Origin of the sequence: Sodalis sp. RH21 (assembly GCF_047324175.1) — a bacterium.
Lineage (GTDB): Bacteria > Pseudomonadota > Gammaproteobacteria > Enterobacterales > Enterobacteriaceae > Acerihabitans.
In genome coordinates this window covers 3,254,206-3,273,416 of record NZ_CP178732.1, presented here as the reverse complement: position 1 = coordinate 3,273,416, position 19,211 = coordinate 3,254,206, and the positions used below count along the sequence as shown (strand labels likewise).

Annotated in this window: 13 protein-coding genes; 3 read left to right on the top strand and 10 right to left on the bottom strand. The window is 55.9% G+C overall.

Going from position 1 to position 19,211, the window contains the following annotated elements; genetic code table 11:
• Positions 1-76 precede the first annotated feature (76 nt).
• From ACL2XP_RS15005 to ACL2XP_RS14965, 9 genes are all read right to left on the bottom strand, one after another.
• Positions 77-1,447, bottom strand: coding sequence for an efflux transporter outer membrane subunit (locus tag ACL2XP_RS15005; protein ID WP_413733574.1), 1,371 nt, complete (start codon positions 1,445-1,447; stop codon positions 77-79).
• The gene (locus ACL2XP_RS15000) at positions 1,441-4,560 is read right to left on the bottom strand and encodes an efflux RND transporter permease subunit (RefSeq protein ID WP_413733573.1); all 3,120 of its coding nucleotides are present in this window, start codon (positions 4,558-4,560) and stop codon (positions 1,441-1,443) included. The genes ACL2XP_RS15005 and ACL2XP_RS15000 overlap by 7 nt, the downstream gene beginning before the upstream one ends.
• A gap of 2 nt (positions 4,561-4,562) precedes the next feature.
• Positions 4,563-5,693: an efflux RND transporter periplasmic adaptor subunit gene (locus ACL2XP_RS14995; protein ID WP_413733572.1), complete on the bottom strand. Its 1,131-nt coding sequence runs from the start codon at positions 5,691-5,693 to the stop codon at positions 4,563-4,565.
• 627 nt (positions 5,694-6,320) lie between these two features.
• Complete coding sequence (locus tag ACL2XP_RS14990) at positions 6,321-7,541, bottom strand: glycine hydroxymethyltransferase (RefSeq protein WP_413733571.1); 1,221 nt, start codon at positions 7,539-7,541, stop codon at positions 6,321-6,323.
• Positions 7,542-7,676: 135 nt separating this feature from the next.
• Positions 7,677-8,369, bottom strand: coding sequence for an amino acid ABC transporter permease (locus ACL2XP_RS14985; protein ID WP_413733570.1), 693 nt, complete (start codon positions 8,367-8,369; stop codon positions 7,677-7,679).
• A 3-nt stretch (positions 8,370-8,372) separates the two neighbouring features.
• A complete protein-coding gene (locus ACL2XP_RS14980; protein ID WP_413733569.1) occupies positions 8,373-9,119 on the bottom strand; it encodes an amino acid ABC transporter permease in 747 nt (248 codons plus the stop codon).
• Between the two features lie 103 nt (positions 9,120-9,222).
• Positions 9,223-10,131, bottom strand: a complete 909-nt coding sequence (locus tag ACL2XP_RS14975) for a transporter substrate-binding domain-containing protein (protein ID WP_413733568.1) — start codon at positions 10,129-10,131, stop codon at positions 9,223-9,225.
• 404 nt (positions 10,132-10,535) lie between these two features.
• Complete coding sequence (locus ACL2XP_RS14970) at positions 10,536-11,189, bottom strand: GntR family transcriptional regulator (RefSeq protein ID WP_413733567.1); 654 nt, start codon at positions 11,187-11,189, stop codon at positions 10,536-10,538.
• A 285-nt stretch (positions 11,190-11,474) separates the two neighbouring features.
• Positions 11,475-12,818 carry a 2-hydroxycarboxylate transporter family protein gene (locus ACL2XP_RS14965; protein WP_413733566.1) on the bottom strand — a complete coding sequence of 448 codons (1,344 nt, stop codon included), beginning with the start codon at positions 12,816-12,818 and terminating at the stop codon, positions 11,475-11,477.
• Between the two features lie 387 nt (positions 12,819-13,205).
• Here ACL2XP_RS14965 and ACL2XP_RS14960 point away from each other — a divergent pair, with 387 nt between their 5' ends.
• The gene (locus tag ACL2XP_RS14960; RefSeq protein ID WP_413733565.1) at positions 13,206-14,891 is read left to right on the top strand and encodes an NAD-dependent malic enzyme; all 1,686 of its coding nucleotides are present in this window, start codon (positions 13,206-13,208) and stop codon (positions 14,889-14,891) included.
• Positions 14,892-14,979: 88 nt separating this feature from the next.
• Positions 14,980-15,843, top strand: coding sequence for a helix-turn-helix domain-containing protein (locus ACL2XP_RS14955; RefSeq protein WP_413733564.1), 864 nt, complete (start codon positions 14,980-14,982; stop codon positions 15,841-15,843).
• Positions 15,844-16,133: 290 nt separating this feature from the next.
• Here the strand turns inward: ACL2XP_RS14955 and ACL2XP_RS14950 are convergent, their stop codons facing one another.
• Entirely contained in the window at positions 16,134-16,250 is a 117-nt protein-coding gene (locus ACL2XP_RS14950) for an excisionase family DNA-binding protein (RefSeq protein WP_413733563.1), read from the bottom strand.
• 259 nt (positions 16,251-16,509) lie between these two features.
• Here ACL2XP_RS14950 and katG point away from each other — a divergent pair, with 259 nt between their 5' ends.
• Positions 16,510-18,720: a catalase/peroxidase HPI gene (gene katG, locus ACL2XP_RS14945; protein WP_413733562.1), complete on the top strand. Its 2,211-nt coding sequence runs from the start codon at positions 16,510-16,512 to the stop codon at positions 18,718-18,720.
• The last annotated feature ends 491 nt before the right edge of the window (positions 18,721-19,211 follow it).

The following is a 19,211-nucleotide window of genomic DNA, read 5'->3' as shown; positions in this document are numbered from 1 at the left end:
CGCCGCCATGATCTGACGTCGCATTCAACCGCGTCAACGCCCCCCGCAAAAGATGAGGCCGTGGCTGAGGACGGGCTTAAATACCGCCACCCAGCGATTGCCAAAGCGTGATGCGGTTTTCATAATCGGTTTGCTTCAGCGAGATTAAATCCTGCCGGGCGGCATAAAGCGTCCGTTGCGCCACCAGCATGTTCAGGTAGCTGTCCACGCCGCTGCGGTAGCGTAAATCCGATAAATGGTAGCTTTTCATCGCGGCGGCGACATAAGCATCCTGCGCATCCAGCCGTTCTTGCAGGGTAGCCCGGCTGGCCAGCGCATCGGCCACATCTTTAAACGCGCTTTGAATCGCTTTTTCATAAGCGGCGATATAGCCCTTCTTTTCAGCCTCGGCGTAACGCAATGCCGCGAGATTCTCCCCACCGGCGAAAATGGGCAGGGTCAGGCTCGGGGCGAATGACCACACATTGCTCCCGTGACCGAACAGGTTGGACAGCGAGCTGCTGCCGACCCCGGCGCTGGCGGTCAGCGTCAGGCTGGGGAAAAAAGCGGCCCGCGCGCTGCCAATATCCGCATTGGCGCTTTTAAGCTCATGCTCGGCTTCCTGGACATCCGGGCGACGAAGCAATACCTCGGACGAGACGCCGGACGGTACGATGGCAATGGCGTCCTCCAGCGGTTCCAGGGTCCCGGGCAGCAGCGAGGCGGGGACGGATTCACCCACCAGCAGATTCAACGCGTTGGCATCCTGGGCCACCGAGGTGGTATAACCGGCCACGTCGCCCCGGGCTTGCTGATAGATGGTAATGGCCGAGTTAACCGCCGTACCGTCATCCGCCCCCAGTTCGAGGCGCCGTTTCGTTACTTTCACGGTATCCGCCGCGCTTTGCATGGTGATTTTTGCCAGGGCCAGGCTGCTTTGATCGGCGGCGAGGGTAATCCAGGCCGTCGTCGTCTCCGCAATCAGGGTAATGCGGGTATTTTTGGCGGTCGCGGCTGAGGCCAGCCAGCTCTCTTTGGCCGCCCGGGATAAGCTGCGGTTTTTACCAAACAGATCGAGCTCAAAGGAACTGACGCTGCCGCTGGCCTCGGCGCTGCCGCTTACCTCGGATACGCCGCTGCTGACGGAACGGCTGCGGCTGGAGCTTAACCCGGCATCCAGCGCGGGGTAGAGGGCCGCTTTCTTCTCTCCATACAACGCCCGCGCCGCCTCAATGTCCGCGATGGCCTGGCGTAAATCGCGGTTCGATTTTAACGCCCGGCCCACCACCTGCTTCAATCGGTCGTCCTTGACGATCGCCTGCCACTCGGTTAACTCCAACTGCGGTTGGGTGCTCTGCCCATTGGGCCATACGGCCGGCACGGGCGCGGCGGGGCGCACATAATGAGGCTCCAGTGAAATACACCCTGCCAGTAATAGCGGGCAGGCCATTATCATTTTCCTCAGCATGACGATTTACTCCCCACAACGGCCACTTTGGTAAACACTTTTTTTACCAACATGAAAAATAACGGCACAAAGAAAATAGCCAGGAAAGTGGCGGTCACCGTTCCGCCCACGATGCCGGTGCCAATCGCTATCCGGCTGTTGGCGCCCGCGCCGGTGGAAATCGCCAGGGGTAATACGCCGGCGATAAAGGCAAATGAGGTCATCAAAATCGGCCTCAACCGCGTTCTGGCCGCGGCAAAGGCCGCCGCGCCCACTGATTTACCCTGATTGAGGGCCGCCTCGGCGAACTCGACGATCAAGATGGCGTTTTTGGACGACAAACCGATGGTGGTCAGCAACGCCACCTGGAAATAGACATCGTTATCCAGGCCGCGCAAGGTGGCCGCGGTCACGGCACCCACCACCCCCAGCGGGATAACCATCAGCACCGAGAGCGGTACGGACCAGCTTTCATACAGCGCCGCCAGGCACAGGAAAACCACCAGGATGGAGAAACCGTAAAGTAAACCCGCCTGCCCGCTGGCCATTCTTTCCTGCAGGGACAATCCGCTCCAGGAATAGGTCGCGCCGGCAGGCAGGGCCTTCGCCAGCGCTTCCATTTTATCCAACGCGGCGCTTGAACTGGTGCCGGCCGCGCCTTCCCCCTGGATTTCATAGGAGGATGAACCGCCATAGCGGGTCAGCGTATCGGCGCCCGAGGTCCAGCGGGTAGTGGCGAAGGCGGAGAAGGGGGTCATATCATCGTTGCTGCCCTTAACGAACCAATCATTCAGGTCATCAGGTTTGGACCGGAATTGGCTGTCGCCCTGGAGATAGACTTTTTTAACCCGGCCGCTGGACAGGAAATCATTGACGTAGGTACCGCCCCAGCCGCTGCTGAGCGTGGCGGTGACATCGCTGATGGATAATCCCAGGGCCACCGCTTTTGCGGTATCTATATCCACATTGAGCTGGGGCATTTCAGGCAGTTCATTGGCCCGAACCGACGCCAGTTCACCCGAGGCCGAAGCGTCTTTGACCAACCGGTCGCGCAAGGTTTTCAGCTCGTCGCGGGTAGTGGCGCCCGTTGCCTGTAGCTCGAAGGTGAAACCGTTGGATTGGCCTAACCCATCCACCGCCGGCGGGACCAGGGTATAAATTTGCGCATCACGCACGCCGGCAAGATTTTTCATGGCCCGGCCGGCAATGGACTGCGCCGTATTGTCGCTGCCGGTGCGCTCCGACCAATCCTTCAGGGCCACAAACGCCATACCCGCATTTTGCGCGCTGCCGCTGAAGTTAAAGCCGGAGATGGTGAAAATGACCTCGGTATTGGCTTTTTCCTTATCCAGGAAATACGTTTCCACCGCTTTACTTACCTGATTGGTCCGGTTCATGGTCGCCCCGGCGGGCAGGGTGTACTGCACCATCACGTCACCCTGATCCTCCACGGGTAAAAAACCGCCGGGCAGACGCATCAGCAATACGATCATGATGCCGGCGATAACCAGGTAAATCAGTATCGCCCGCGCGGGGCGCCTGAGGATACCCGCCACCTTGCGGCCATATTTTGTTTCCGTTTTTTCATAAAACCGGTTAAACCAGCGGGCAAACCTGTTCTCATGCCCGTCGGGCGTGTTGAGCAGGGCGCCGCACAGCGCCGGCGTCAGCGTCAGGGCCACCACCACCGACAGGATCATCGCGGAAACAATCGTCACCGAGAACTGGCGGTAGATAACGCCGGTGGAACCGCCAAAAAAGGCCATCGGCAGAAACACCGCGGACAGGACGATGGCGATGGCCACCAGCGCGCCGGATATTTCGCCCATTGATTTCTCCGTCGCTTCAATGGCGGGCAGCTTCTCCTCGCGCATAATGCGCTCGACATTTTCCACCACCACGATGGCATCATCCACCAGCAGCCCGATGGCCAGCACCATGCCGAACAGGGTCAGCGTATTAATGGAATAACCAAACACCGACAGCACGGCGAAGGTCCCCATCATGACCACAGGCACGGCGAGGGCGGGGATCAGGGTCGCGCGCACGTTCTGCAAGAAGATATACATCACGGCGATCACCAGCGCGATGGCGATTAACAGTGTTTCGACCACCTCGGTCACCGAAATTTTAATAAAGGCGGTATTGTCTTTGGGATAGGCTATTTCATAGCCCTGCGGCATGTTGCTCTGGAATTCCGCCAGCTTGGCTTTTACCTTGGTCGCGGTATCCAGGGCATTCGCCCCGGAGGCCAGCATTACCGCGATACCGGCGGCCGGGTGGCCGTTCAAACGGGTGACGTTGCTGTAATCCTCGCTGCCGAGCTCGACACGCGCCACGTCGCCTAAATGCACAATCGCGCCGGCGCTATCGCTTTTAAGAATGATGTCGCGAAATTGCCGGGGGGTTTTCAGGCGGGACATCGTTCTGACGGTAGCCGTCAGCTGCTGGGCATCCGACGAAGGCGGCGCGCCCACTTTGCCCGCCGAAACTTGCGTGTTCTGCGCTTCAATCGCGGTTTCGATGTCGGAAGGCATCAGGCTATAAGACGCCAGTTTTGCCGGGTCCAGCCAGATACGCATGGCATATTCCGAACCAAATACCTGCACGTCGCCGACGCCTTGCACCCGCGCCAGCGGGTCCTGAATATTACTTACCAGCCAGTCCGCAATATCGGTTCCCGAGTGTTTATCCAATGTGTCGTAAAGCGCCATAATCAGCAGAAAGCTGGTCTGGCTTTTTTCGACGGTTACGCCCTGTGCGGTCACTTCGGTCGGCAAACGGGCTTCGGCCTGCTGAACTTTGTTTTGTACCTGTACCTGGGCGATATTGGCATCGGTGCCCTGGGCGAAGGTGACGTTAATCGAAACCGTTCCGTCGGAGCTGCTGGTTGAACTGAAATAGAGCAAACCGTCCAGGCCGGTCAATTCCTGTTCAATCACCTGGGTCACGCTGTTTTCCAGCGTTTCCGCCGACGCGCCGGTATAGGTGGCACTGATTTTAACGGTTGGCGGGGCGACATCCGGATATTGCCCAACGGCCATCTCGCGCAAGGCCATAACGCCGGCTAGCACGATCAGAATAGCGATAACCCAGGCGAATACCGGCCGCCTGACAAAAAAACGAGAAAACATAATTATGCTCCCTCGGTTTTATTGCCGATGACTACCGCCGTTACGCTCTCACCCGCTTTGACTTTACTGCTGCCTTCGGTAATCAACTTATCGCCGGACGCCAGGCCCTCGGTCACCAGCCAGCGATCGCCAATCGCGCGCGAGGTGGTCACCGAACGCTGCTCGACCTTATTTTCTTTATTGACGATAAGCGCCGTGCCATTGCCCGCCGCGTCGCGGGTAATGCCCTGCTGGGGTGCCAAAATCGCCTCGTTAAGCGTGCCGTTAACGACATTGGCCCTGACAAACATGCCCGGCAGCAGAATATGTTCCGGATTGGGAAAAACCGCGCGCAGCGTCACCGAACCGGTGGCTTCATCCACCGCGACTTCGGATAATTGCAGCGTACCCTTATGTTCATAAGGGCTGCCATCCTCAAGCGTCAGGGTGACATTATCAATGCTGTCTTTATTTTGCTGCAATGCCTGCTTGCGCAAGGCGAGCAATTGGCTGCTGGATTGCGTCATATCCACATACATCATATCCAGCGCACGGATCGTCGCCAGCGCGGTGGTCTGTTCCGAGGTCACCAGGGCGCCGGGCGTGACGGATGAAATTCCGATACGCCCACCGATCGGGGCGGTAACGCGGGTCCAGGCCAGATTAATTTTGGCGGATTCGAGCGAGGCTTTTTTCTCGGCGACCGAAGCAACGTTCTGTTCGTAAGCCGCGCGCGCATCCTCATACTCTTCTTTGGACACGCCCTGTTCTTTTTCCAGGATGGCATAGCGCTGCGCTTTTAATTTCGCCGAGGAGACAATAGCTTGCGCATTTTTTAAGGCCGCCGCCGCCTCATCGTAGGTTGCCTGGTAACTTGATGGGTTGATAAGATAAAGTACCTGGCCCTCCTTGACGTCCTGGCCCTCCGTGAACAGCCGTTTTTGGATAATTCCGCCCACCTGGGGACGGACATCGGCGCTCAGGGTGGCGGTGGTGCGTCCGGTTAAATCGCTGGTGAGCGAAACGGGGGAGGCTTTCAATACGATGACCCCGACTTCGGCAGGGGTCACAACGGCTTGTTTTTGAGCGTTGTCGTCGCAAGCGGTCAGGAAAATAATATTGAATACCAGAAATAGGTATTTGAGAGGCTTCATGTGGTTCCAAACGAGGTGCTGTTGAGAATAATCGTTCTCAATTATAACAGTATTCGGCTGCGCGGGATCATTGCGAAATGTAAAATAAGCGTAATGAAGGCAGACGGCATTAAAACGTTATCTTCTCAATAACAATTATTCAGTACATACTAAGGCCGTGTTGAATTCATGGATTATGCTAAGTATCTCAGTGAATTACTTATATCTTCGAACATTTCTTCGCTTAAAATTGTCCCCGGTTTATTTAAGGATTACGTTCGTAATTGTATTTTTTTATTTCATGTCACGATCAACGCCGCTCAGAACTGGAAATCAGCCATGGTAAAACTACCCTGTTGACGGAGGTGACGTCGATGAAAAATTCCGGGTTAAATTGGCGCGGGCTACCCGTATTTAATTTATTGTCTTAGACAAGGAAATTAAAATAAAAAATTATGTTAACCGACGCTATGCCTTATTTTCATGACGGGAAGACGATTATGATCGGCGGGTTTAACCGCGGCATTCTCACGCTTACGCCGATTCGCTGGGTTAGCGTGCCTATTGGCGGCGGCGAACGGTCTCAGGCAGGCACGTCATTAAGGGACCGGCGGGCAGGTAGCTGAGCCGGCGGTCCCGCCGGCCGAGCTATTCCCCGGCCCGTATCCGCATACGATTATCGGATGTTCGTTCCAGCAGCGCGGCCAGGCGCTGCGCGATGCGGGCAAATCCGGTCTCATCCAGCCCGAGGGTGGTCATGAACTGGGTGCCGACGCGCAGGGCGAAATGACCGGCGGCGGCCGGATCGGCGCAGGTGCCCACCAGTATCCCCTGCTGTTCAAGCGCGGCAAGGGTCTGTTTGGCCGATAGCTCCGGGCTCATGGGGATCAGCAACTGATGGGTCGCGGTTTCATGGGGCAGGGCCGCCATCACCCCGATGCCCGCGGTCCTGAGCGCCGCGGCCATGGCGGCGGTATTGCGGCAAATGCGGCGCGCGTAGTTCGCGCCGTTCTGTTTTGCCTGCTCCAGGGTCACCAGCAGGGACGGTAAACAGCCGGCGTCGCCGTTGGCGATCATGCGGTTTTCGATGACGCTGGCCAACAGCGCCCGATCGGCCAAATTGCCGCCGGCAATAATACTGTGCGGTCGGCCCGGCAGCGTCTTATACGTCGAACTGGTCATGATATCCACCCCCAACGACAGGGGGTTGGGAAACATTCCGCCGGCGATCAGCCCCAGTACATGGGACGCGTCAAAAATGGTTTTGGCGCCGACCCGCCGCGCGCTGTTGATCACCGGCGTTATATCGTCGGCCTTAAGCATGACCGAGCGGCCCAGCATCACCAGCCGGGGTTTGCGGCGCAGGATCATCTCCGCCGCCGCCGCCGGGTCAAGACAAAGGTGATGTTCATCGTAGGGCAGCTCCTCAACGTGAAGTCCCGCCAATTCGGGCGTTCCGCCTTTGCGCTGGCTTAAATGTCCGCCATGCGCGGCTGCGGGAGCCAGCAACAGATCGCCCGGTCTGGCGAACGCGTGGAAAACGGCGAGGTTGGCGGTAGTGCAGTTCGGCAGGCGCGTGTCCGCCCAGAGTGAACCGAATAGCCGGCTAATCTGATCGGCAATGGCCACTTCAAGCGCGGAAACCAGGCCGGTATCGGGCTGCTCCTTATCAAAACTGGGTCCCATGGCCGGATAGGCGCTTAATCCCGGGGAATAAGCCGCCATTGCCTCGGGACTGGGCAGGTTTGCGCCGGCATAGAGCACCACGCGCTCATGTTGCAGAACATTGAGGCGCTGGCCGGCAAGGGCTAGCAGCGCTGCGTTGTTTCCCGCAGCGGACGGAACCGAAACTGTTGGTAATGGGGACATGTAAGCACCATGGTATAGAGAGAAAATAGCGCGCATGTTAACCGCGCGATCGGCCGGATAAAAGGTTGCCATTGATCTCCGGTTGGCCTGGGCGCCGCCCAGGCTGCGGCAGATAAACCCGAAGACACATCAGTGCTAGCGAATAATGGCCACCCGTTTTTGCAGCATCCGCACCGAGTACGAGGCGGCAAACGACATCAGGAAATAGACCGCCGCGGCAAACAGATACATCTCCAGCAGACGTCCGTCGCGCTGGGCAATCTTGGCCGCGGCGCCCAGGAAATCGGTAATCGACAGTACATAGACCAGCGAGGTGTCCTGGAACAAAATAATGGTCTGGGTCAGGAACAGCGGCAGCATATTGCGCATGGCCTGCGGCAGGATCACGTACAGCATGGTCTGCCGGCCGGTCATGCCCAGCGCCTGCGAGGCGGAAGACTGCCCGCTGGGCAGCGACTGGATGCCTGAGCGGACAATCTCGCAAAAATAGCTGGCTTCGAACAGGCTGAAGGTAATCACCGATGACCAGAACGGGTCCACCCGCACCGGCGAGGCGGCGCCGGTGACCCATTGCAGGAGATAGGGCACCAGAAAATAGAACCAGAAGATCACCAAAACCAGCGGCAGCGAGCGCATCAGGTTGACATAACAGGTCGCCGGAATAGACAAAAAACGCATGCCGGACAGCCTCATCAGCGCCAGCAGGGTGCCGAACACCAGGCCGGCAAGGGTGGCGCACAGCGTCAGGCGCAGGGTAAAGCTCATCCCGGTCATAAACAGATACGGCAGGGTGCGGATAATAGTGTGATAGTCAAATCCCGTCAGCATCAATCAGCCCTTTTTCCGGCTGACGCCGGTTGCAAATCCGGGTAGCGCGGCTTTTTTCTCCACGCCGCGCATGAAAAAAACCACCGCCAGGTTGAGCAGCAGATAGAGCAGGGTCGCACCGCTGAAGGCTTCAAACACCTGGAAGGTGTTTTCCTGCATGGCGCGGGCGCCGCCGGTCAATTCAATCAGTCCTATCGCCAGCGCCACCGAGGTATTTTTGGTGCAGCTTAACAATTCGGACGTTACCGCCGGGGTCACCATGCGCATTGCCACCGGCAGCAGCACATAACCATAGGTTTGCGCCAGGGTCAGCCCCAACGCCTGTCCCGCCATGCGCTGGCCTTTGGACAGGCTTTCCAGGCCGGCCCTGACGACTTCCGCCATACGGGCGCCGTGATAGCATCCCAAACAGAGCGCCGCAGTATAAAACTGCGCGTTCGGTAATTGTTTCAACTGGTCGCCGAGCGCCGTCGGCAGCATTTCCGGAAAGACGAAATACCAAAGGAACATTTGCATCAGCAGGGGAATATTGCGGAATACCTCGACAAAGGCGCTGCCGCAGCTATTTAACCACCGGTTCGGCGTATTGCGCGCCACGCCGGCAAGCGCCCCCAAGACCAGCGCGATAAAAAAGGCGCAGGCGGCGGTGGCCGCCGTCCAGCCGAGGCCGATGGCCAACATCTGCCACCAGGTATGGGCGCCGTCGGATGCGGTATCGAAAAAGACGGCCCAGTTCCAGTTATAGTTCATTTTGCCACTTGTCCTGCCGCCGCCAGGACCTGCGGTCGGGGCTGCGCGCCATGCCGGGCAACGCGCCCGGGAGGAGCATCCGCCAGGGTTACTTGCGCCGGCATCAGCGATAGACCTCTGGATTGGCGTCATCCGTTGGATGGGCAATCGTTTTTTGCAACTGTGCGGACATCGGGAATTGCATATTAATGCCCCGCGGCGGGATGGGTTGGGTAAACCACTTGCTATAGATGCCGTTAATAGCCCCGCTTTGGTACAGGCCGGCGATGGTGTCGTTGACCAACTGCTTAAACTGTTGATCATTCCTGCGCAGCATAATGCCGTAAGGTTCGACGGATAGCGGCCGATCGGAGATCTGGAACGCGTCTGGCGACTTGGACGTGGCCCGCGCGCCGGCCAGTGAGACATCATCAAAAATCAGCGCGGCCGCCCGTCCGGTTTCCAGGGTCAGCATGCCCTCCGCCAGGTCCTTGGCCATCAGGATGGTCATGCTCAGATGCTGGGAATTATTGGCTTCATTGACGATTTTGACGCTGGTGGTACCGGCCAGGGTGACGATGGTTTTGCCCTTAAGCTCCGCCATTGAGGCAACCGGTGCGCTCTTTTTGGACATTATGCGCACGGCTGCGACAAAATAGGTGGTCGAAAAAGTCACCTGTTTTTGCCGTTCCGCGTTATTGGTGGTGGTGCCGCATTCCATATCGATGGTGCCGTTAGCCAGCAGCGGAATACGCGTAGTGCCGGTGACCGGCAGGGTGTTCACCGCCAGTTCCGGTTTATTGACGCGGGCTTTGACTGCCGCCACTACCGCGTTGCAGATATCCATCGCATAACCGATCGGCCGTTGATTATCGTCGTAGTAGGAAAATGGGACCGCGCCATCACGGTGGCCCACGGTGATCTGGCCGCTGTCGGCGATTTTTTTAAGCGTTCCATCAAGCTCTGCTGCGCTGGCGGCGGTGCCCGCCAGGACCAGAAGGCAAAAAGAGTTAACCAAAAAATATCTGTTCATTGTATCTCCGTGGAAAGGTGATTAACTGCTGCCTGAACGCATTAACGCCGACGGCCGGCGAGCCCGGGATCGCCGCCGCCCTGGAAAAGCAAACCCTAGGCGCGCTACCGGGAATCGTGCAAGAATTGATCGGCTGGGGCGGGGGGTCAATAAAAATAAATAATGAATAATGAATTCATTTCACCGGGGATAAAAACCAGGTTACTGATAAGAAAAACCTATGATGCCAGGGAGCTGCCGGCGCCGCGGGACGCCGGTTATCCCTCGCGCCATGGCCTGGCATGCCGCTAACCGGATGCCCGCATACCCCACATGCTGGCGGGCGGGCCGCCACGGCAGAACCACGGCGTGGCGCACCTGATAGCGGACGCTATAACAGTCCCGGCGCCATGGCGGACAGGACGTTATAGCGTGGCATCCATGGCATTCCTGACGGCGTTGGCGGTGCTCATAATATGCTTGCGCATGGTCTTTGCCAGTTTCGCGGCGTTTTTTGCGCGCAGGCAGGCCATGATTTCCTCATGCTCATTCACCGCCCGCTGCCAGTCTTTCGGCAACTGGCGCACGGTATGGCGGATATTCCTGATGCGCAGCTCAAGGGTTTTATAGAGTGCCAGCAGCGACTGGTTTCTAGCCGCACCGAACAGGGCCAGGTGAATGTCCCGATTCAGGCGGGCATAGTCGAGTTTGTCTTGCCGCTGGTAAGCCAGCAGCATTTCCGCATGGAGTTGTTCGATAGCGGCTAATTCGTCAGTGGTGATATGCTGGCATGCCAACTCGCAGGCAAGGCCCTCAAGACTGGCGATTATCGGGAAAATTTCGTACAGCTCTTCATGAGTCAACGCCGCCACGCGGGCACCGCGTTGCGGAAGCAGGATGATCATGCCTTCGGTAGCCAGAACCTTCAGCGCTTCACGTAGGGGTGTTCTTGAGATATCAAAACGCGTACACAGATCTTTTTCGGGTATCCTGCTGCCCGGCTCCAACTCTCCCCGGACGATCATGTCACGAATGAAATCGGCTATCTCACTGTGGAGCGTTCGGCGTGAGATTGGCATGCCTGCGATCATAATACACCCTATGCAAAGTAGATGACGGGACGGGCGGTTAAGGCCGTCCGCTATAAAGCCAACATCTATAACGATAACATAATGCACAGCGGTTTTTGCTATAAGCCGGGGATAACCAGGCGCGGGCCCGGATCGGACCGCGGTGGAGCGCGCAACCGCGGCCGGTCGCCGCCTCTCCGATGATGACTCCAGCCAAGGGAATTTCGGCATCGGAAGTGGGCGAGGCTATTTCCTGAGCCCGCGGAGAACGGCGTTGGCATAGGCCCACGGATGCTAGATCGGCCATCCAAGGAGTAATGTGGCGCCGATGACCGTAGATGCTCCGCCGATCCGGGTGGATATCTGGGCAAACGGCATCAATGACATGCGGTTTGACGCAGAGAGAATGGCAACGTCGCCGGTCCCGCCCAGTCCGCTGTGGCAGCATGTTACGATGGCGGCCTCGACCGGGTACATATTGAGATAAGGCGCGATCAGAAAACTCACGACGCCCATGGAAACGACCACCGAGGCACAGACGATCACATAGCCGAGTGAGAACACCGCGACGACGCTTTCCAGCGGGACATACAGCATGCCCAGTCCGATCATCAGCGGCCATACCAGCGTGGTGGAGACAAATTTATAAAAACTATGGGCTCCCGCCTCCATCTTCGCCGGGATCACCCGCGCGTATTTACACAGTACGGCAATCAGAATCATCAATACCGGTCCGGGAATATGAACCCATTTCTCGACTAAACCACCAACGATAAAAAAAGTGCAAATCATCAATAAACCGCCGCCCATCAGCGCAAAATCCGCCGGGCGTTCTTGCTCTTTTCGGGTAAATACGGCATTTTCCGCCGCCGATCTGATTAATGTGCCATCGCCATTCCAGTTAGCGCGGCGGGTACCCAAACGGGCCAGGACGCCGGCGCAGACGATGGCGAAAATATTGCCCACGACGGCGGCGGGAGCCAACTGCGCCACGTAAACATCCGGCGTGGCGCCCAGGATGGCGGAATAAGCCAGGGAAAGGGGTAAAATACCCTCGCCGATCCCGCCGCCAAGGATGGGGACGATAATAAAGAAAAAAGTATGGTAAAAGCTGTAGCCGAATAATTTACCCACCACCAATCCGCTTATCGCCGCCGTTGCGGTTCCCGCCAGCAAGGGTATAAACATCCGGATCATGCCTTGCACCAAAACAATACGGTTCATGCCGAGGATACTGCCGACCACCAGGCTGGCGATAACAAAATACAGCAGGTTGGCCTCCTTCATTAACAGGTGTACCGTCTCCAGGGTATTGATTTTGAAAACGCCAAAAAAAACCATTACCGACGGTACCATCAGACACAGAATGGCAGGGCCGCCGATATCGCGCAGCACGGGAATTCGTCGGCCAATATGCGACAGCAAAAAACCCAGGGTCATAATGACGGCCAAACCACCAATCATATTTTTAGGCAGGTAGCTTGAATAGGCGGAAATAAACACGATGCTGGCGATGGTAATGAAAAGAATCAACGGCACCGAACTGATGTCGGCGCTTTTGAATTGGCTAAAGAGTGTCAATGATGGCGACTTTGATGCTTTTTCATAATTATCAATCGGTTTGTCAATTCTTTCCATTATAATCACCTTGCTGTTTTGGTGGTGCGCTGGGGAAGAGGTTAATTGGCCTTATTGATTAAATACTTGACGTTAAATATGTATTATAAAATTATGATGTTGGATTTTATACTCAGGTGTATAATCGGTGTGCGTTATTCATCACACTATCTTTTTGATAATTTAATTAATTTTTATGTAATTAAAAAACTTTAAATAGCTAAAATTGTATTTTAATAATTAAATTTAACCGAGTGTCGCAATCTGACATGCTATAACAGTCACCACGGATAGGCTTTTTAGCCGGGTGCAGACGACTGCTTTATGCCGCGAAGGTAGCCGGCTGTGAGCAGAATAATATAAACAAAAACGTATTTGTTGATGTTAGTTATATGCGAGGGTTGTGAGATGTTATCGTGCAAAACATTGTACACGCATTATACCGGGTCATTGCTGCTGGATAATCCCCTGTTGAATAAGGGATCGGCTTTCACTGAACAAGAGCGTCGCGCCCTTAATCTCTGCGGACTGTTACCGAATCAGGTTGAAACCATCGATGAGCAAACTGAGCGCGCTTATTCTCAATACTGCCAATTTAAACGGGATATTTCAAAACATATCTATTTGCGTAATATCCAGGATACCAACGAGACATTGTTTTATAATTTGTTGCGTTATCATCTTGACGAAATGCTGCCGATTATCTACACCCCAACGGTTGGCGAGGCCTGTGAGCAATTTTCGGCGATTTATCGCCGCGCGAGAGGATTGTTTATTGCCTATCCGGACCGGGATCGCATTGACGATATGCTGCAGAATTTCTCTAAACATGATATCAGAATCATTGTGGTTACCGACGGGGAGCGCATTCTCGGGTTGGGCGATCAGGGCATTGGCGGCATGGGCATTCCCATCGGCAAGCTCTCTTTATATACCGCCTGCGGCGGCATCAATCCGGCACAAACGTTACCGATCATGCTGGATGTCGGAACCAACAATATGCAGTGCCTGGACGATCCGCTGTATATGGGCTGGCGGCACCCGCGCATAAGCGATGATGAATATATGGCTTTCATCGACGCCTTTATCGTGGCGGTCAATACCCGCTGGCCCCGCGTATTGTTGCAGTTCGAGGACTTTGCCCAAAAGAATGCCATGCCGCTGCTTGAGCGTTATCGCCATAAGCTGTGCTGTTTTAATGACGATATCCAGGGTACCGCCGCGGTAACGCTGGGAACCCTGATCGCCGCCAGCCATGCCGCCGGCGGCCGTTTACGCGATCACCGGGTCGTGTTCCTCGGGGCGGGTTCCGCCGGTTGCGGCATTGCTGAAAATATCATCGCGCAAATGATGGCGGAAGGGGCTGGCGAAAAAGAAGCCCGTGCCCAGGTCTTTATGGTCGATAGATTTGGCCTGTTGACCGACGATATGCCCAACCTGCTTGATTTCCAGCGCCGGCTGGTGACCGCCCGCGCCTCGATCGCCGGCTGGGGCCTCGCCACGCCCAGCGTGTCGCTGCTGGACGTGGTGCGCCACGCCAAGCCGAGCGTGCTGATCGGCGTCTCCGGCCAGACGGGGCTGTTTACCGAGGAAATCGTGCGCGAAATGCTGCGCCACTGCCCGCGGCCGATTATCATGCCGCTGTCCAACCCGACGTCGCGCGCGGAAGCCCGGCCGCAGGACGTGCTCGCCTGGACCGAAGGAGCGGCAATGATGGCGACAGGCAGCCCGTTTGCGTCGGTGATTTACCAGGATCGGCGCTATGATATTCCCCAATGCAATAATGCGTATATTTTCCCAGGATTGGGGCTGGGCATTCTCGCCTCGGGCGCCAGCCGCGTCACCGATGGCATGCTGATGGCGGCCAGCCAGGCATTGGCTGCCGCTTCGCCTTTGGCGATTACCGGCGCGGGGCCGCTACTGCCGCCGGTGAATGATATTCAGCAAATATCGCGCGCGATCGCCATTAAGGTGGCCAAAACCGCCCAGGAAGAAGGCGTGGCGTCGGTCATGTCGGAAGAGGACCTCGCCCGGTCATTGGAGCAGAATTATTGGCAGGGTGGTTATAGCCATTATAAACACTCGTCTTTTTGAGTCGTTTATGCGCGGCCTGGGGTTGGGCTATCGGTCCAACACCCTGTTGGCGTTTTTTTATGCCCCATGGAAGATATGAGGAATACTGATGGTTCCCTCCCACACCATTTTCTCCCTGCTGGGCTGGTTGGAAAATAACCTGGATCAGCCATTATTAATGGATCGGATTGCGAGTAAATCAGGTTATTCAAAATGGCATTTACAACGTATGTTTTCCAGAATAACCGGCACGACGCTGGGTTCATATACCCGGGCGCGCAGATTGTCCCGGGCTGCGGTGGCGTTATGCGTAACCGATTTACCCATCATTGATATTGCCATCAGATATCATTTCGACTCACGGCAGAGCTTCACCCGCGCGTTCAAAAAACAGTTTGGCCAAACGCCCGCGCTTTACCGCGATACGACGGATTGGCCGTCGTTTGGCATTTGTCCCCCGATACGCCCGGGCGCCATGACGATACCGCCGCTCACCTATGTCACCTTGCGGGACGTGCATTTATACGGCGTCACCCGCAGCTATACCGGTTCGCTTGGGCTGGATAGCGCTTTTTTTCGCGCCGATTTGCATACGGATTTTTGGTTTCAATATTTGGAGCAAGCGCGGATCGTGCCGTCGGTGTTGTATGGTCTACATCATGTACTACCGAATAAAAGCCCTGAAATTGGACAAGAAGTCATGTTCCGTTACACCACCGCACTCCAGCCAAAGTATGCCCCGATAGGTCAACCGGTCGTATTGGCGGGCGGCGAATACGCGCTGTTTACCTATAACGGCGATACTGGCGGCTTACAGGATTTTATTTTGATGCTGTATGATACCTATTTGCCAAAGCTGAAATTAACGCGCCGCCAGGGGCCGGATATAGAGTGTTTTTATCCGCGGGGCAAAGAGGAGATAGCAACGCTGCATCAATCGAGTTGCCAATACCTGATACCGGTATGCCGCTGACGCCACCGCTGTCCTTGCCTGGCGGTATCCATGTCGGTATGGACAAATCATTTCAGTTTTAGCCGCGCTATTGCCGGGCCGTTACCAACGAAATGGCCTAGCGGGAACCTAAGGCTGGTCTTTTCTTTGCCGGCGCAGCGGGGCAGGAGGCAAAACGCCGGCGTCCAAAATAGCCGTATGGTATGAGCTGATTCGTAGCCGAACCCTGATTCCCGATCGCGCGCGGCCAGTTCGTCCAATGCTGGCATTCGCGCGGCGCGAATTCGGTCGCGATAAGCCATGGCATCCGTCTAGCGCAGTTTCCGCCGGTTGCCGGTGCGATGGTAGGGTATTTCTCCGTTATCCAGCATCCGGATAAGGGTAGGCCGCGCCACATCCAGCATGCCCGCCGCTTCCTGCATCGTCATTTCGGCGCCAGCCGGGAACAGGATTGGCCGATGTTTTCGAATCCATCCGGGCTTTTCTTATTTTGCGTCTCTGACAGGAAATACTTTTATCATTAACTGGCAATATATGATCAAGAGAGGAATGTTTTCATTATTAAACCCGTGGAATGGACGCTGAAATCCTATGGTAAGGGCTATCAAATACATAGGGTAATTCAGGTGTGACTTAGTTAACTCTGCGTATAGAGTAGCAAAGAGAATACATAAAAGGAGTATAACCATGAGCAATTCTATTGATGAAGAAGCAAAAGATGCAAAGCCCATTGTCGAAGCGGAAAGAGAAGCATCTGTCGGTAAATGTCCTTTTCATGGGGAAAATTCTAATAAGACATCCGGCGGTGGGACAAGTAACCGGGACTGGTGGCCCAACCAACTGAGAGTCGACCTCCTGAATCAGCACTCGGCCCGCTCTAATCCGCTGGGCGAATCCTTTGATTACCGCCAGGAATTCGCCAAATTAGACTATTCCGCGCTCAAAGCCGACCTCAAAGCGTTGCTCACCGAGTCGCAAGCCTGGTGGCCCGCAGACTGGGGCAGCTATATCGGTCTTTTCATCCGCCTGGCGTGGCACAGCGCGGGGACGTATCGCTCCGTCGACGGGCGCGGCGGGTCGGGACGCGGCCAGCAGCGCTTCGCGCCTTTAAACTCCTGGCCAGATAATGTCAGCCTCGACAAGGCGCGCCGTTTGCTGTGGCCGGTGAAGCAAAAATATGGTCAAAAAATTTCCTGGGCCGACCTCTATATCCTTGCGGGCAACGTCGCTCTGGAAAACTCCGGTTTCCGTACCTTTGGCTTTGGTGCCGGGCGCGAAGACGTATGGGAACCCGATCTGGACGTGAATTGGGGCGACGAGACAACCTGGCTTGAACACCGCCATCCTGAATCGCTGGCCCAATCGCCGTTGGGCGCAACGGAAATGGGGCTTATTTACGTTAATCCCGAAGGCCCGAATCACAGTGGCGAACCTGCCTCGGCAGCCCCGGCAATCCGTGCCGCCTTCGGCAATATGGGGATGAACGATGAAGAGATTGTCGCGTTAATCGCCGGTGGCCATACGCTAGGCAAAACCCATGGCGCAGGCCCCGCCAGTCATGTCGGCGTCGACCCTGAAACCGCACCTATTGAAGCGCAAGGCCTGGGCTGGGCAAGCAGTTATGGAACCGGTGTCGGGGCTGATGCCATAACTTCCGGCCTGGAAGTTACCTGGTCCCAGACGCCAACGCAGTGGAGCCATAACTTCTTCGAAAATCTGTTTAAATATGAGTGGGTACAGTCGCGCAGCCCCGCGGGCGCTATCCAATTTGAAGCGGTCAATGCGCCGGATATTATCCCTGATGCCTTTGATTCTTCGAAAAAACATAAACCTACCATGTTGGTCACCGATCTGACGCTTCGTTTCGATCCGGAGTTTGAGAAGATATCGCGTCGTTTCCATGGCGATCCACAGGCCTTTAACGAAGCCTTTGCCCGAGCGTGGTACAAGCTGACCCACAGAGATATGGGGCCAAAAGCGCGTTATATCGGGCCGGAGGTGCCAAAAGAAGATTTAATCTGGCAAGACCCGCTGCCGCTGCCGGTGTATCACCCAACTACCGCCGATATCGAGCTGCTGAAAGAAAAAATTGCCGCTTCCGGCCTTACCGTTGGTGAACTGGTCTCGGTAGCGTGGGCTTCGGCGTCAACCTTCCGTGGCGGCGACAAACGGGGAGGCGCGAATGGCGCACGGCTGGCGCTGCAGCCGCAAAGAGAATGGGACGTTAACGCCATTGCCGCCCGCGTACTGCCCGCTCTGGAAGCCATTCAACAGTCATCCCAGAAAGCTTCTCTGGCGGATGTGATCGTTCTGGCTGGCGTGGTCGGTATTGAACAGGCGGCAAAAGCGGCCAACGTTGAGATTGACGTGCCTTTCACTGCGGGTCGTGTGGATGCCCGCCAGGACCAGACTGATATTGAATCGTTCGAATTGCTTAAACCAAAAGCGGATGGTTTCCGTAACTATCGCGGTGTTTCCGCTAATACGTCGACTGAAAATCTCCTGATCGACAAGGCGCAGCAGCTTACGCTAACCGTGCCGGAATTAACGGTACTCATCGGTGGATTACGAGTGCTTGGAACCAACTACGATGGCGGTCAACACGGCGTTTTCACTGACAACGTGGGTGAACTTAACGCTGACTTCTTTGTAAATCTGTTAGATATGCGCATTGAATGGATAGCAATCGACTCCACCGGAGAACAATTCGAAGGACGCTATCGCTTCAGCGGCGAGGTCAAATTTGTCGCAACCCGTGCCGACCTGGTGTTTGGTTCGAATGCCGTATTGCGTGCTTCAGCAGAAGTTTACGCCAGCAGTGATGCCAAGGAAAAATTTGTCAGAGACTTTGTCGCGGCCTGGACGAAGGTGATGAACCTGGATCGATTCGACATTTGAGATAGGTTGACCGGTATCAAAGACAGACATCACCAAGCAAAAAGCCCGTTTCAGTACCTGCACTGCACCCCAAAAGTTGGACGCCGACTTAGTAAGGTGCAGTTTTTTATGGCAAAGCCAAAAGATTATTTTGAAACAAGACTGTCTGTAATTAATCACTACCGCCGGTACATACCAGCGTCGACATGGGCCCGATAGGCCTTAACGTCACTGGCGGACGGGCGGGTGATAAGGCCGCGCCCGGACCGCGGTTGGCGTGGACCGACGGTTTCGTGGTACGGATTGAACAGATAGCTGAAGGACGGATCGAATGCCTCATATCCCGACAGGTACGGTATGAGCCAGGTGCCGCTCGGTAGGACTGGCGCCGGGCATCGATTGTGCGGCTTGGTCCCCGGGACTCAATGGTGCCGCCAGGGTTTCACTGTTGCTACGCACCCGGTGATACATGCGACGAAAGTCAGCCACGTTGGTAACACAGGAGGATAAAG

Coding starts and splice junctions, on each gene's coding strand:
- ACL2XP_RS15005 (WP_413733574.1), bottom strand. CDS start 1,447: ATGCTGAGGAAAATGATAATGGCCTGCCCGCTATTACTGGCAGGGTGT.
- ACL2XP_RS15000 (WP_413733573.1), bottom strand. CDS start 4,560: ATGTTTTCTCGTTTTTTTGTCAGGCGGCCGGTATTCGCCTGGGTTATC.
- ACL2XP_RS14995 (WP_413733572.1), bottom strand. CDS start 5,693: ATGAAGCCTCTCAAATACCTATTTCTGGTATTCAATATTATTTTCCTG.
- ACL2XP_RS14990 (WP_413733571.1), bottom strand. CDS start 7,541: ATGTCCCCATTACCAACAGTTTCGGTTCCGTCCGCTGCGGGAAACAAC.
- ACL2XP_RS14985 (WP_413733570.1), bottom strand. CDS start 8,369: ATGCTGACGGGATTTGACTATCACACTATTATCCGCACCCTGCCGTAT.
- ACL2XP_RS14980 (WP_413733569.1), bottom strand. CDS start 9,119: ATGAACTATAACTGGAACTGGGCCGTCTTTTTCGATACCGCATCCGAC.
- ACL2XP_RS14975 (WP_413733568.1), bottom strand. CDS start 10,131: ATGAACAGATATTTTTTGGTTAACTCTTTTTGCCTTCTGGTCCTGGCG.
- ACL2XP_RS14970 (WP_413733567.1), bottom strand. CDS start 11,189: ATGCCAATCTCACGCCGAACGCTCCACAGTGAGATAGCCGATTTCATT.
- ACL2XP_RS14965 (WP_413733566.1), bottom strand. CDS start 12,818: ATGGAAAGAATTGACAAACCGATTGATAATTATGAAAAAGCATCAAAG.
- ACL2XP_RS14960 (WP_413733565.1), top strand. CDS start 13,206: ATGTTATCGTGCAAAACATTGTACACGCATTATACCGGGTCATTGCTG.
- ACL2XP_RS14955 (WP_413733564.1), top strand. CDS start 14,980: ATGGTTCCCTCCCACACCATTTTCTCCCTGCTGGGCTGGTTGGAAAAT.
- ACL2XP_RS14950 (WP_413733563.1), bottom strand. CDS start 16,250: ATGACGATGCAGGAAGCGGCGGGCATGCTGGATGTGGCGCGGCCTACC.
- katG (WP_413733562.1), top strand. CDS start 16,510: ATGAGCAATTCTATTGATGAAGAAGCAAAAGATGCAAAGCCCATTGTC.